The following is a 13,681-nucleotide window of genomic DNA, read 5'->3' on the forward strand; positions in this document are numbered from 1 at the left end:
CGGCGGGGCGGGGGGGCCGCCGAGCCCCTGGTCTTTGACCCTTTCCCCCACCGGGCGGGGGCGCGGAATTCGGCGGGAGGGTGGGGGCCGGAGGGGGCGGGTTTCCGGACGTAAAGCGTCAGCAGTCCGGAAACCCGCCCCCGGAGGACCACACCCGGCACCACGACGACAGCGAGCGCCCCCGGCCCAACAACCCCACCCCGCCGAAGGCGAAAAAACAGCAACCCCCACGGCGGGCCAGCCGAAAACGTACGGCAAGCCTCAGCCGACCGCTCGCGCCAAGCACGTCGCGGCGGCGTGGATGGACCGTGTTGGCGAGCAGGACCAGGAACGTGTCGGTGGCGCGGTCCAGGACCAGGCTGGTGCCGGTGAAGCCGGTGTGCCCGGCCGCGCCGCGGCCCGCCAGCTCGCCCATGAAGTACGGCTGGTCGACGACGAAGCCGAGGCCCGGCGGGTCGAGCAGGGCGTCGACCGCGGCGGGCCCGAGGATCCGGGTGGTGCCGTACGCGCCGCCGTTGAGCAGGGTGCGGCACAGCACGGCCAGGTCCTGGGCGGTGGAGAACAGGCCCGCGTGGCCGGCCACCCCGCCCAGCGCCCAGGCGTTCTCGTCGTGCACCTCGCCGCGGAGCATGCCGCGGTCCGCCTTGGCCCAGGGCCGCCGCTGGTCCTCGGTCGCCGCCACGCCGTGCGGCGGCAGCGGTCCGTAGCGGGTCGAGGTCATGCCGAGCGGGCCGGTGATCTGCTCGCGGACCAGGGCGTCCAGGCGGCGTCCGGTGCGGCGCTCCAGGATCAGCGCCAGGGCGATGAGGTTGAGGTCGGAGTAGCGGTAGCCGGCGCCGGCGCCGCCGCTGGGGGCCGCCGCCTCCCGCCACAGCAGCGCCAGTTGGGCGGCCCGGCCGGGGTGGTCGTAGAAGGGCAGCTCGGGCGCGAGCCCGGAGGTGTGGGTGAGCAACTGCCGGACGGTGCGGCCGGGGGCGAAGGCCGGCAGATGGGCCCGGACCTCGTCGTCGAGGGAGAGCCGGCCGCGTTCGGCCAGCTGGACGGCGACGACGGCGGTGAAGAGCTTGGTGAGCGAGGCCAGGTCGAAGACGGTGCCGGCCCGCATCGGCTCCCACAGGTCGCGGGGCAGGTCCACCCCGCGGTCCCGCTCGGGGTCGTACGCCCGGTAGCGCTGCGCCCAGCCGGCGGCCTCCTCGGCGACCACGACCGGGCCGCGGCCGGCCAGCACCACGACCCCCGGGCTCCACGGCGGCCGGCCCTCGGGCACCTCCCGCACCCCACGCACCAGCCGCTCGACCCAGGCGGGGTCCAGTCCCGCCCGGGCCGGCGTACCAGAGGTGAGTCGCGGTGCGTTCAGAGTGCGGTCCTCCCGCCGTGGCTGCTCTCCCCCTTACGCTGCCACGGACGGCACAGTCCCAGGAAGCTCCCGAGCGCCAATACGGCGCAGGAGAGCTGGACGAGTGCCATCGGTACGGCCGTCCGCTCGCCCGCGATGCCCACCAGCGGCGAGGCCACCGAGCCGAGGAGGAAGGTCGAGGTGCCCAGCAGGGCGGAGGCGGAGCCGGCCGCGTGCGGGGTGCGCAGCAGCGCCAGGGTGTTGGTGCTCGGCATGACCAGACCCATCGCGGCCATCAGCACGAACAGTCCGGCGGCCGTCGGCAGGAGGCCGACGTGCCCGAAGACTCCTGCGGACATCAGCAGCAGCGCGGCCGCGGCGAGCGCGATCACGGCCAGGCCGGCGCCCAGCACCTTGTCCAGGGCGACCCGGCCGACCAGCACCTTGCCGTTGATCTGGCCGACGGCCACCAGGCCGACGGAGTTGATGCCGAACAGCAGGCTGAAGACCTGCGGGGAGGCGCCGTAGATCTCCTGGACGACGAACGGCGAGGCCGAGATGTACGCGAAGAGGGCGGCGAAGGCGAAGGCGCCGACGAGGAGGTAGCCGGAGAAGACCCGGTCGGCGAGGAGGTCGCGCATGGTGCGCAGGGCCTCGCCGATGCCGCCGGAGTGCCGCCGGGCGGGCGGCAGGGTCTCCGCCAGGCGGCGCCAGACCAGGAGGGTGAGGGCAAGGCCGACGGCGGTGAGGACGACGAAGACGCCGCGCCAGTCGGTGATCTGCAGGATCTGCCCGCCGATGAGCGGGGCGACGACCGGCGCCACCCCGGAGATCAGCATCAGGGTGGAGAAGAACCGCGCCATCGCCACCCCGTCGTAGAGGTCGCGCACCACGGCGCGGGCGATGACGATGCCGGCGGCGCCCGCCAGCCCCTGCAACAGCCGGAACGCGATGAGGAGTTCGGCGTTGGTGGCGAGCGCGCACAGGGCGGTGGCCAGGACGTAGACGACCATGCCGGCCAGCAGCGGGCGGCGGCGCCCCCACTTGTCGCTCATCGGGCCGACGATCATCTGGCCCAGCGCCATGCCGGCGAGGCAGGTGGTGAGGGTGAGCTGGACGGTGGCGGCCGGGCTGTGCAGCGCGGCGGTGACCTGCGGCAGGGCCGGCAGGTACATGTCCATGGAGAGCGGCGGGACCGCGGTGAGTCCGCCGAGGACGAGGGTGACGAGGAGGCCGATGCGGCGGGACGCGGCGGGAGGTGCTGCTGCCGCGTCCCGCCCGGCTATGGCAGGGGTGTCCGAGGGGTCTGCCGGTCTGGTGCCGGGCTCCGTCATGTGCGTCTCCATGGGTCGGTGGGCCGATCCATGGTGTCATGAGCAGGGCGGGTTCGGGCCCCTTACCGGGTGCGCCATTGGACCTAGGACCGTGGTCCCGGCCGGCGGTCCGGCCGGGGCCACGGCCCGGGCATCAGGCCGGCTTGAGGCCCGGGTTGCCGGCCTCGGTGACGAAGGACGCGGCCGTCCTCACCGGCGCGCCGGGGGTGGTGACGGCGGACACCGTCCGGTAGTCGCCGCGGGCGGTGTCCCGGTCCAGGGTGACCGTCACATAGCCGCGGCGGCCGTTGTAGAACTTCAGGTGCGGGTTGGCGGCCATGTACGTGCCCCAGTTGGCGGGCTTGTCCGCGCCGTCCTTGCCGCTGGCGATCGAGGTGGTGACGAACTCCACGCCCGCGGTGCGCGATCGGGGGTCCGCGAAGTCCTTCTTGATGTCGAAGGCGTAGTGGACGTGCACATCGCCGGTGAGCACGACGAGGTTGTCCACGCCGGCCGACTCGGCGCCCGCCAGCACCCGCGCGCGGGAGGCCGGGTAGCCGTCCCAGGCGTCCATGCTGACCTGGTAGCCGGGGCCGGTGGCGTTGCGCCGCTCGGAGAACGCGACCTGCTGCGGCAGCACGTTCCAGCGGGCGGTGGACTGCCGCCAGCCGTCGATCAGCCAGCGTTCCTGGGTGGCGCCGGTCAGGGTCCGCTTCGGGTCCGTGGACTCCGGGCCCGGTGCGTGCCAGCCGTCGCCGTAGGCCTGGTCGGAGCGGTACTGGCGGGTGTCGAGGATGTCGAACTGGGCGAGCTGACCGTAGTGGAGGCGCCGGTAGAGCCGGGCGTCCGGGCCGTGCGGCCGCTGCGGGCGGCGCAGCGGCTGGTTCTCCCAGTACGCGCGGTAGGCGGCGGCCCGGCGGACCAGGAACTCGGCGGGCGGGAGGTCGTCCTCGCTGATGTCGGAGGCGTAGTTGTTCTCCACCTCGTGGTCGTCCCAGGTGACGATGAACGGGTGGGCGGCGTGTGCGGCCTGGAGGTCCGGGTCGGACTTGTACAGCGCGTAGCGCAGCCGGTAGTCCTCCAGCGTGACCGTCTCGCGGTTGAAGTGGGCGGGCAGCGTGCGGCCGGTGTATTTGCGGGCGCCGCCGGCCGCGTCGACCGGGTACTCGTAGAGGTAGTCGCCGAGGTGGAAGACGACGTCGAGGTCCTCCTCCGCCAGGTGCCGGTAGGCGGTGAAGTAGCCGTCGTGGTAGGCCTGGCAGGAGACCGCGGCGAGCTTCAGCCGGGAGAGCTGGGCGCCGCGGGCCGGCGCGGTGCGGGTGCGGCCGACCGGGCTGATCCAATTGCCGGCCCGGAAGCGGTAGTAGTAGACGCGGTCCGGGGCCAGGCCGGTGGGCTCGATGTGCACGGAGTGGTTGAACTCCGGGTGGGCGTCGGCCCGGCCCTGCCCGGCCAGACGCGAGAAGCGCTCGTCGTAGGCAACCTCCCAGCGGACCGTGACTCTGGCGTTCGGCATCCCTCCCCCACTCTCACCTTCGTTCGAGCGGGAGGACCCCCATCCCGGCTCGTACGGGCGCGGCGCGAGGCGGGTCCAGAGCACGACCGAGCCGGGCTGCGGATCGCCGGAGGCGACGCCGAGGGTGAAGGGGTTCTCGGTGATCTTCCGGGCGTCGGCCTCGGCGGCGTGCGCGGCGCCGGCGGCCGGGAGGTTGGCCGTGAACGCGAGCGCGGCGGCGGCCCCGGTCGCGGTGAGGAAGCGGCGCCGGCCCACGCTCGCGGCAGCGGCCCTGATCTCCTGCTCGTACAGTGCGGTGTGCGTCATCTGGCCCTCCCCTGGCGGCGGTTGCTGCCGACGATTGGAGGGCCGCGGGACGGCGGGCCACTGACCCGTGTACGACGCAGGCATGACGGCTCGATGATGGTTGGTCCGACACCGGACGTCGCCGGACAATCACGGCACGGGGCACGCACCGCCGGCTCTCCGTAGGATTCGGGACATGGCTGAACTGATGGCGCGTGACGGCACCTGGAGCTTCGACGGAGAGGGCATACGCATCGTGCCGGGGCGCGAGCGCGGGGTGCACAAACTGCGCCAGGACCTGGGCGAGTTCACGGTCCCCCTGACCGCGCTGGCCGGCATCGCCCACGAACCGGGCCGCAAGGTCGGCCGGCTCCGGCTGCGGCTGCGGGACGGCGCGGATCCGCTGCTCCAGGTCACCGGCGGCGGGCTGTCGGACGACGCGAATCCGTATCAGGTCGCCGTGGAGGCCGCGCGGGTGGACGTCGCCGAGTACTTCGTGGACGCGGTCCGGCAGGCCCTGCTGCTGGAGCAGGTGCCGGACGGGCCCTGCGACCGCTATCTGCTGCCCGGCCCGTCGGTACCGCTTACGGCCGCCGGGGTGGACGGGGTCGCCACCTTCGACGGGGAGCGGGTGCGCGTGGAGTGGCGCTGGAACACCAGTGAGACCAAGCGGCAGTGGGGTCCGCGGGACTACGCCCTGACCGACCTCGAAGCGGTGGAGTGGCGCCCGTCCGCCGGCCTGGAGTCCGGCTTCCTGCGCTTCCGTCCGCACGGCGCGAAGGAACGGCTCAAACCGGAGCACGACCCCAACTCCATCGAACTGTGGGGCTTCAAGAAGGAGAGCGGCACCACCGCGCTGCTGGCGGCCGCGGTCACCGCACGGCTGCCGCACCCCTCGGCGCCCGCGGCCCCGGCCCTTCCCGCGGCCGCTCCGGCCGTACCCGCGGCGGCGTCCGCACCCCCCGCGGCCGGGCCCCCGGCCGCCGCCCCCGCCGACGACCACGACGCGCTGCTGCGCCGGCTGCGCGAACTGGGCGAGCTGCACCGCGAGGGCATCCTGACCGACGAGGAGTTCACCGCCACGAAGGCGGCGGTGCTGCGGCGCTTCGACACCGGCGGCTGAGTCGCCGCGGCGGGCGGCCGGTTCGCTCCCCGCCGCCGTTTACGCTGCCGCCATGGCACAGAACACACAGCGGGCAGGGGCAGCACAGGCGACGCCGGTGGCGCGGGCCGGGCACGTGGGCGGCACGGCGACCGCGCCCCGGCCGACACTGCCGGCACCGGCCACACGGGGCGGGCAGACCCCGCAGACCGCGGCGGCGGCCCAGGAGGCACGGGAGGGCGGCGCGGCGCCCCGTAAGGTCGCGGTGGTCACCGGCGCCGGATCCGGCATCGGGCGGGCGGTCGCCCAGGCGCTGATCCGCGCCAACTGGTCGGTGGCGCTGGCCGGACGGCGCGCCGAGGCGCTGGCCGAGACCGCCCGCCTGACCGACCTGACCGAGCCGACCAGCCCCGCGGTCGTCACCGTGCCGACCGACGTCACCCGCCCCGAACAGGTCGACGCGCTGTTCGCGGCGGTCCGCGACCGGTTCGGCCGGCTCGACCTGCTCTTCAACAACGCCGGCACCTTCGGCCGGGCGGTGCCGCTCACCGAGCTCTCGTACGACGACTGGCGCGCGGTGGTCGAGGTCAACCTCACCGGTGCGTTCCTCTGCGCCCAGGCCGCGTTCCGCACCATGCAGGAGCAGGAACCGCAGGGCGGCCGGATCATCAACAACGGCTCGATCTCCGCGCACGTGCCGCGGCCGCACTCCGTCGCCTACACCGCCACCAAGCACGCGATCACCGGGCTGACCAAGTCGCTGTCCCTGGACGGCCGTCCGTACCGCATCGCCTGCGGCCAGATCGACATCGGCAACGCGGCCACCGAGATGACCGGCCGGATGCAGACCGGCACCCTGCAGGCGAACGGGCAGACGGCGGTGGAACCGGTGATGGACGCCGCGGACGTCGCCCGGACGGTGGTGCACATGGCGGAGCTGCCGCTGGAGGCCAATGTGCAGTTCGCGACGGTGATGGCGACCACCATGCCCTACATCGGCCGGGGCTGACCGACCGTCGGCGGCGGCGTCGGCCGCACCGCCGGTCCCGGCCGTTTCCGTCCGACCCCTGCCCTCCGGTCGCTTCCGGTGGCACGCTTACCTCTCACCGCACCACTCGTCTGCCGGGCCGCCGCCTGCGGCGGCCTCTCCCCCGCGCTCTCAAGGAGCAGGGGGACCCCACTCGCGGCCGCGCGCCCGGTGTGCGCGGCCCCCGCAGAAGGAGTTACGCGTGAGACGAAACGAGCGTGGCCGCACGGCAGTTGACGGCATAGCGACGCGGCGTCCGGCGCGCGGGTCCCGGGCCGCCCTCGGCACCCTGACCGCCGCCGGCACGCTGCTGGCCCTGCTGCTCCCCACCGGTTCGGCCGGTGCCGCCACCCCGCAGGACTCCCACCGCTCCGCCACCCCGCAGCGCACCGCCGGCGCCTTCTGGACGGCGGCGCGGATGCGGTCCGCCACCCCGCTCGACCTCGCCGCACCGGCGAAGCAGCACCGCGCCGCGGTCCCGCGCAGCGCCCCGTTCACCGTACGGCCGACGCTCCCCGGGCTGCCGTCCCTCCCCGCGCCGCGGCCCACCGCCGCGGCCCAGCCGGGCGGGCCGTGGACCGGTGGCGGCGCGGTCACCAAGACCGCCGGCCGGGTGTTCTTCACCTACCAGGGACGCACCGCCTCCTGCTCCGGTGACGCGGTGACCAGCGCGAACAAGAGCACCGTGCTCACCGCCGGGCACTGCGTGAAGCTGGACGGCGCCTGGCACACCAACTGGGTCTTCGTGCCCGGCTACCACGACGGCCAGGCCCCGTACGGCAAGTGGTCGGCCGCCAAGACGCTCTCCACCCCGCAGTGGACGGCGAGCGAGGACATCAACTACGACGTCGGCGCGGCGGTCGTCGCCCCGCTCGACGGCAAGAAGCTCACCGACGTCGTCGGCGGGCAGGGCCTGTCCTTCAACTCCGGCTACAACAAGACGATGTACGCCTTCGGCTATCCGGCGGCGGCACCGTACGACGGCACCAAGCTGATCTACTGCAGCGGCACCACCATGAAGGACCCGCTGTTCTCCAACGACCACGGTCTGTCCTGCAACATGACCGGCGGTTCCAGCGGCGGCCCGTGGTTCACCTCGTTCGACGAGAAGACCGGCACCGGGCTGCAGTCCTCGGTGAACAGCTTCGGCTACCAGTTCCTGCCCAACACCATGTTCGGTCCGTACTTCGGCGACGACGCCAAGAACCTGTACAACACGGCACAGGCGTCCTGACCGGCGGTCCCCCACGGGCGGGCGGGGCCTACTCCCCGTCCGCCACCCCGGTCGTCACCGCCCGGCCGACGTCGTCGTAGCCGCCGGCGACCAGCGCCGAGGCCGCCACGACGAGCGCGACCAGGGCACCGAAGATCAGGAACGGGCGGGCACCGTACAGGCGTTGGCGGCTGCGCCCGGGTGCCCGCCCGGTGCGCGTCCGCTGCCGGCGCGGCCCCAGGGCGCCCGGGCCCATGCCGCGCCGCCATCCCAGCGACCGGCTGATCCGCCGCTTCCAATACACCAGCCGGTAGTAGTGCTTGAGCACCGCAGCCCCCACCCGTACACCCGTTCCGTACACCCATTCGAGAAAATTCCCCCCGAGGGTACCGGCCGCGGGACCGCTCCCCCGCGCGTTCGGGCCATCCGCCGAGGGCCCGCCGGGTGCGGTCGTGCACACCCGGCGGGCCGGCTGCCCAGGAGCTCAGCGGGGCACCATCTCCCGCAGGGAGGCGAGGAGTTCGGTGCCGTTCGGGACGCCCAGGCCGGTACAGGCGTCCCAGCCGGGGCCGGCCTCGAAGTCACCGTTGGTGCCGACGGTGACGTCACGGAAGCCGCGGGCGGTGTGTCCGGGGGTGGCACCGGCGTACAGCAGCGGGTGCAGCATGCCGAGCGGGCGGCCGAGCGCCTCGACCAGCCGGCAGGTCAGCGCCGCCCACAGCGGGGCCACGGCACTGGTGCCGCCGACCACCGAGCGGTGGCCGTCCACCAGCACCTCGTAGCCGGTGGCCGGGTCGGCGACGGCGGAGACGTCCGGCAGGCCGCGGCCCGGGCCGCTGCCGTTGTGCGGCACACCGGCCGTGGTCTGCCAGGACGGCAGCGGGAACGCCTCGCTGACGCCGCCACCGGTGGCGCCCCCGCCGTCGCCGCCCCACACCACTTCGCTGCGCACCAGACCGGAGTCCGGGTCGGCGTCCAGGCGGGTGCCGCCGCAGGCCAGGGCGTGCGGGCTGGAGGCCGGGAAGTCGGCGTGCGGGCGGCCGTCGGGGACACCGTCCCGGCTGCCGTCGTCGCCGGCCGCGGCACACACCGTCACGCCCAGCGCCGCCGCGTCCGCCAGCGCCTCGTCGAACACCGCGCGGGCCTGGTCGGTCCAGAACGGCTCCGCGGCGCCCCAGCTGATGCTCAGCGCGGCCGGGGTCGGGGTGTCGTGGACGGCCTGGGTCACCGCGTTGACGAAGCCCTGGTCGGTGTTGTGCGCGAAGTACACCTTCTGCTCGGCACCGGGCGCCAGCGCACCGGCGACCTCGATGTCCAGCAGCACCTCGCCGTCGGCGCCCTGCGGGTCGCCGCCCGGCTGGTTCCGGGCGGTGCCGACGCTGACCGCCGTCACCTTGGGCATCTTCGGCAGCCCGAGGGACCGGAAGTACTCCGCCAGCTCGCGCTGGTCGACCCCGCCGCCGAGTTCGATGATCGCCAGCGTCTGGCCGCTGCCGTCGGTGTCCGGCGGGAACTGGTACACGCCGGCCAGCTGCGAGGGCTTGTACGAGGTCTGGCGGGCCCGGGCCCGCGCGTGCCGGATGTGAGGGCGCGCCTGCGGGCGGTCGTCCAGACCGAGCACCGCCACGACCACGCCGTCCAGCTCGGCGGGCAGCTGCAGCGGGCCCTCGCGGTGCCGGTGCTCGACGAGCTCGCCGTGGGTGGGATCGGGGCTGGCCACCCGGGTCAGCCGGGTCCCGAACGCGGCGGCCATCCGGTCCGCGGTGCCGGACACCTTCATGCGCCGGGACGCCAGGTCGACCTCGTTCACGTCGACGCCGTGGCGGCCCAGCACCTCGCGCACGCGGTCGGCGTCGGCCTGGTCGGCGCCGTACCGCTGCGCCAGCTCGGCCTGCGAGATGGTGTCCGGCCCGGTGATCAGGTCCCGGGGGACCTCGGCCCGGCGGCGCAGCATGATCGTGGCGTGCACGGGCGTGGAACCGTCGAGGGAACCGGCGGGGCGCGCCTTGGGTGCGGCGGCCCGCTCACTGCCTGGAATGGGTACAAATCGTTCATTCATAGCACAAAGTATCGACCCGATCACGCCACGTCCGCATGTCGAGTGAGGGGCGGCGGGCGGGGCCCACTCGGGTGGCACGGGACGCGAGTCGGATCCCCCTCCCGCCGGGCGGGCGTAGGGTGCCGCCCGGGAGGACCGCCATGCGAAAGATCGTCCTGATGATGTCGATGTCGCTCGACGGCTTCATCGAGGGGCCGGACCACGACATCGACTGGCACCTCGTGGACGACGAGGTGCACCAGTACTTCAACGACCGGATCCGGACCATGGGCGGCTTCCTGACCGGCCGCGTCACCCATGAGCTGATGGCCGGTTTCTGGCCGACCGCCGACGCCGGTCCGGACGCCGGCGGGCCGATGGCCGAGTTCGCCGGGATCTGGCGGGAGATGCCCAAGTTCGTGTTCTCCCGGACCCTGGAGCGGGCCGACTGGAACACCACGATCCTGCGGGAGGTCACGGTCGAGCGGATCAGGGAGCTGACGGCTCGGCCGGGCGGGGACCTGGCACTCAGCGGCGCGCACCTCGCCGCGTCCTTCCTGCGGCTCGACCTGGTCGACGAGTACCACCTCTGCGTCCATCCGGTCCTCATCGGCCGCGGCACCCCGCTCTTCCCCGACACGGACACCCGGACCCGCCTCCGGCTCACCGGAACCCGTACCTTCGGCAACGGCGTCGTCCTGCTCCGGTACGCACGGAACGGCGGGCCCGAGGAGGGCTGACCGCTGCCGCGAGGTGGTCCCTCAGGTGCGCGGGCGGTCCCGGCAGGACAGGGCGTCGATGGTCTCGGTGCGCGGCTTGTAGTCGGTTTCCCAGGTCGGGTCGGCCTTCGTCGCGGCCCACAGCGACGTCGAGAAGTCGTGGCTCCAGTTGTTGCTGTTGACGTAGTCCCGCAGCGCGTCGCGCAGCCGCAGGCAGTCCTTGCGGTGCCCCTTGGCCATCGCGATGCCGTAGTGGTTGACGGAGCCGTAGGTGATGTCCGGGACGACCTTGAGGTCCGGGTTCTCCTGCGTGAAGCCGTAAAGGATCATCTGGTCGGTCGAGACCGCGTCGGCCACCTTCTTGACCTTGAGGTCGGTGAGGCAACTCGACGCGTCCGGCCGCTCGTAGACCGCGATCCGGGAGTACTCCGGCCCCTCCAGCGTGGTGGCGGACGTCGTCCCGGGCCAGGTGCAGACGCGCTTGCCGAAGAGGTCCTCGGGCTTGCGGATCCGCTTGTCGTTCTTGCGGACCATGATCCCCTGGTACGTGGACGCGTACGGGCCCGCGAAGTCCAGCGTCTTCATCCGGTCGACGGTGATCGAGAAGGTCGCGACGACCAGGTCCTTCTTCTTCTCGGTGAGCACCGCGCTGCGGTCCTCCGACGGCACGATCCCGAAGTCCGGCTCGGCGCCGACCGCCTTGAGGATCTGCTGGGCGACGGTGATGTCGAAGCCGGAGAACTTGTAGGTGTGGACGACGCCCGTGCCGGGCTGGTCGTTCTTGGCGCCGACCGACACCTTGCCGCCCGCGAACAGCGAGGGCGGCTCCGAGGAGCCGCAGGCGGTCGCCACGAGCGCGGTGAGCGCGAGCACCGCCGGCCCCGGGAAGGCCTTGGCGCGACGGGCCTTCAGCGGTCGCGCGGCGCTCGTGGGTCGGGCGGTGCTCGCGGGGCGGTCCGTGCTCGTGGGGCGGTCCGTGCTCATGGGCCGTGCGGTTCTCGACGCTCGGGTGGTGCTCAACGCTCGGGTGATTCTCCATGCTCGGGTGATTCTCATCGGTCTCCCCCGTTCCGACGGTTCTGCTTCCGGCGCGCATCTGCTTCTTACGGGATCCGCGTCACTCCCTGAGGTCCGTAGGGCACCGCGGCGGACCTGACGGTGCGTCACTGGTCATGCAACACCGCGCCGGTGGTCCGTACGTCCATCCGGCAGCCGCGGCCGGTGTGCAGCCGGACGCCGATCGTCACCGTCGTGGTCCGGGCTCCCAGGGCGAAGTCGGCGGTGCCTCCGGGCCGGAGGTCCGCGGTGCGGTCCGCGGTCCCCGCGGTGAGCAGCGAGAGCGTGGCGCGGGTGTCCGGCAGGCAGGTCGGGCCGGCCGGGTCGTGGTCGGTGATGGCCAGCGTCAGCCGCAGCGCGTTCCGCGGCTCCGCCAGGGCGCGGGCGTCGAGCCGGAGGGTGAGCGTGCGGTGCGCGGCGTCGTCCAGCGGCTGGCTGCCCTCCGCACGGACCTGCCCGGTCACATCGATCTCGCCGTGCGTCCGGACGCTCTGGAAGGCCAGCCAGCCGCCGACCGTGGCCAGTACGGAGACCAGGGACAGCACACCGGCCAGCCGGGCGTCGCGCGGGCTGCGGTCGAGGACGCGGGCCGCGGCGGTGAGCACCGACAGACCGGTGAGCAGGCCCCAGAGGGTGTACTGGCGGGCCGGCCCGTCCGGCCAGTCGGTGCCGGCGATCACCACGGCGGCGCAGGCCAGCAGCAGTGGCAGCCAGCGGGCGCTGGGGTGCATCACCCACTTGATGAAGATGTTCCTGATGTCGTGGGCCGCGATGGAGTGATCGCCGTGCGAGGTCGCGCTGTGGTGGACGTCGCCGCTGCCCGCCGGCCGGCTCATGAACCGTTCCGGGTGTCCGCGCTGCCTCCCATGTGGATGTCGCCGTGGATCTCGCCGGCCGCGATCGATCCCTGGCCGGTCGCGGTGACGTGGTGGTGGACGGTACGGCCGCCCGCGGCCCCGGCGAGCCGGTCGATCTGCCGCAGCAGCTGGGACCCGTCCCGCCGGTCGGCGGGCCCCGCCAGCCAGGCACCCACCGCCTCCGCCAGCACCCGCCGCTCGTCATCACCGAGGGCCGCCAACTGCCCGTCGAGGTCGTCCGCCCGCTCCCGGTCGAGGACCAGCCGGCCACCGTCGCCGACCGGATCCCCGTCCGCCCCGTCCCCGCGGCGCAGCAGCCGGCGGAAGAACCCCTCCCCGGCCGTCACGGTGCGCTCGGCGATCCGCTGCTGGGCAGCGCTGATCACGGACGTACCGAGGCTGTTCGCCGCCATGGTCAGGTAAGGCGCGATCTCCGCCGATACGGTCGCCAGGTCGGACATCCGGCTCTCCCCACGCTCAGAAGTCACGGCCCCCCGCCGCAACACCCATACGGGAAAGGCGTGTTACCCATGTGAGAGCTGGTCCACACCCGCACGCCTGAGGGGTTTTCACCACGAGCGATCCCGAACCGAGAAGCCGTTCGCACCGCCGCACGCGCGGGGGTGGCGCCGGGGCGCGGTCGCCCGGGCGGAAACCCCGGCGGGAACCCGGACGAGCGCAGACGGACGGCAGACGGCTGCAGCCGCATGCCGGCCGGAAGGACCACAGGCGGCGGACGAGTCGGCCTGTACGCCGGGTTCTGTCGCCCCCGGTCCTTGCGGGCCGGGGGGAGACGGCCATCCATCTAGGGCTGCCGTTGCCGACAGCCTCGTGCGGTCTACCCGCGGACTCGGGCGGGCAGCCCTCGGTCGTCCGCGCAGGGGCATCGCCGATGCCCCCTCTTGACCTTGCTCCGGGTGGGGTTTACCTAGCCCTCCGAGTCACCTCGGAGGCTGGTGGTCTCTTACACCACCGTTTCACCCTTACCGGAGGCCGAAGCCTCCGGCGGTTTGCTTTCTGTGGCACTGTCCCGCGGGTCACCCCGGGTGGGTGTTACCCACCACCCTGCCCTGTGGAGCCCGGACGTTCCTCGGGAGGGTCGTTGCCGATCCCCACGCGGCCGTCCGGCCGGCTCGTCCGCCGTGGCGACCATGCTACCCGGCGCGGAACCGGCCCCGCGTCCCGGCATCGCGTCCCGCCCTCGGAGCCCCGGGCCGCG

Annotated in this window: 12 protein-coding genes and 1 other RNA gene; 4 read left to right on the top strand and 9 right to left on the bottom strand. The window is 73.5% G+C overall.

Going from position 1 to position 13,681, the window contains the following annotated elements:
* Nucleotides 1–118: 118 nt before the first annotated feature.
* The 3 genes from V2J85_RS20915 to V2J85_RS20925 all read right to left on the bottom strand — a co-directional run bounded on the left by V2J85_RS20915 (nucleotide 119) and on the right by V2J85_RS20925 (nucleotide 4,471).
* Nucleotides 119–1,276 (bottom strand): serine hydrolase domain-containing protein, encoded by a 1,158-nt coding sequence (locus tag V2J85_RS20915; protein ID WP_419836814.1) that lies wholly within the window; start codon nucleotides 1,274–1,276, stop codon nucleotides 119–121.
* Nucleotides 1,277–1,353: 77 nt separating this feature from the next.
* On the bottom strand, nucleotides 1,354–2,670 hold the full coding sequence (locus V2J85_RS20920) for a multidrug effflux MFS transporter (protein WP_330822433.1): 1,317 nt from the start codon (nucleotides 2,668–2,670) through the stop codon (nucleotides 1,354–1,356).
* 133 nt (nucleotides 2,671–2,803) lie between these two features.
* A complete protein-coding gene (locus V2J85_RS20925; protein WP_330822434.1) occupies nucleotides 2,804–4,471 on the bottom strand; it encodes an alkaline phosphatase D family protein in 1,668 nt (555 codons plus the stop codon).
* 175 nt (nucleotides 4,472–4,646) lie between these two features.
* On the opposite strand from V2J85_RS20925, the gene V2J85_RS20930 reads away from it, so the two are divergent.
* From V2J85_RS20930 to V2J85_RS20940, 3 genes are all read left to right on the top strand, one after another.
* Nucleotides 4,647–5,573 carry a DUF4429 domain-containing protein gene (locus V2J85_RS20930; protein ID WP_330822435.1) on the top strand — a complete coding sequence of 309 codons (927 nt, stop codon included), beginning with the start codon at nucleotides 4,647–4,649 and terminating at the stop codon, nucleotides 5,571–5,573.
* Between the two features lie 52 nt (nucleotides 5,574–5,625).
* Nucleotides 5,626–6,561, top strand: a complete 936-nt coding sequence (locus V2J85_RS20935) for an SDR family oxidoreductase (protein WP_261951838.1) — start codon at nucleotides 5,626–5,628, stop codon at nucleotides 6,559–6,561.
* Between the two features lie 220 nt (nucleotides 6,562–6,781).
* Nucleotides 6,782–7,813, top strand: coding sequence for a trypsin-like serine peptidase (locus tag V2J85_RS20940; protein WP_419836815.1), 1,032 nt, complete (start codon nucleotides 6,782–6,784; stop codon nucleotides 7,811–7,813).
* A gap of 28 nt (nucleotides 7,814–7,841) precedes the next feature.
* Here the strand turns inward: V2J85_RS20940 and V2J85_RS20945 are convergent, their stop codons facing one another.
* Both V2J85_RS20945 and V2J85_RS20950 read right to left on the bottom strand, forming a co-directional pair.
* On the bottom strand, nucleotides 7,842–8,153 hold the full coding sequence (locus tag V2J85_RS20945) for a hypothetical protein (RefSeq protein WP_330822436.1): 312 nt from the start codon (nucleotides 8,151–8,153) through the stop codon (nucleotides 7,842–7,844).
* Between the two features lie 123 nt (nucleotides 8,154–8,276).
* The gene (locus V2J85_RS20950) at nucleotides 8,277–9,851 is read right to left on the bottom strand and encodes a S53 family peptidase (RefSeq protein WP_261951835.1); all 1,575 of its coding nucleotides are present in this window, start codon (nucleotides 9,849–9,851) and stop codon (nucleotides 8,277–8,279) included.
* A 140-nt stretch (nucleotides 9,852–9,991) separates the two neighbouring features.
* Here V2J85_RS20950 and V2J85_RS20955 point away from each other — a divergent pair, with 140 nt between their 5' ends.
* Nucleotides 9,992–10,570: a dihydrofolate reductase family protein gene (locus tag V2J85_RS20955; RefSeq protein WP_261951834.1), complete on the top strand. Its 579-nt coding sequence runs from the start codon at nucleotides 9,992–9,994 to the stop codon at nucleotides 10,568–10,570.
* Between the two features lie 21 nt (nucleotides 10,571–10,591).
* Here V2J85_RS20955 and V2J85_RS20960 read toward each other — a convergent pair whose 3' ends face one another.
* The 4 genes from V2J85_RS20960 to rnpB all read right to left on the bottom strand — a co-directional run bounded on the left by V2J85_RS20960 (nucleotide 10,592) and on the right by rnpB (nucleotide 13,598).
* Nucleotides 10,592–11,533, bottom strand: coding sequence for a transporter substrate-binding domain-containing protein (locus V2J85_RS20960; RefSeq protein ID WP_330822437.1), 942 nt, complete (start codon nucleotides 11,531–11,533; stop codon nucleotides 10,592–10,594).
* A 179-nt stretch (nucleotides 11,534–11,712) separates the two neighbouring features.
* Entirely contained in the window at nucleotides 11,713–12,441 is a 729-nt protein-coding gene (locus tag V2J85_RS20965) for a hypothetical protein (RefSeq protein WP_261951832.1), read from the bottom strand.
* A complete protein-coding gene (locus tag V2J85_RS20970) occupies nucleotides 12,438–12,923 on the bottom strand; it encodes a hypothetical protein (RefSeq protein WP_261951831.1) in 486 nt (161 codons plus the stop codon). Before V2J85_RS20970 ends, V2J85_RS20965 begins: the two co-directional genes overlap by 4 nt.
* Before the next feature lie 272 nt (nucleotides 12,924–13,195).
* Nucleotides 13,196–13,598, bottom strand: an RNA gene (gene rnpB, locus V2J85_RS20975) — RNase P RNA component class A.
* Nucleotides 13,599–13,681 lie beyond the last annotated feature (83 nt).

The organism is Streptomyces bugieae (assembly GCF_036352915.1).
Lineage (GTDB): Bacteria > Actinomycetota > Actinomycetes > Streptomycetales > Streptomycetaceae > Streptomyces > Streptomyces endophytica.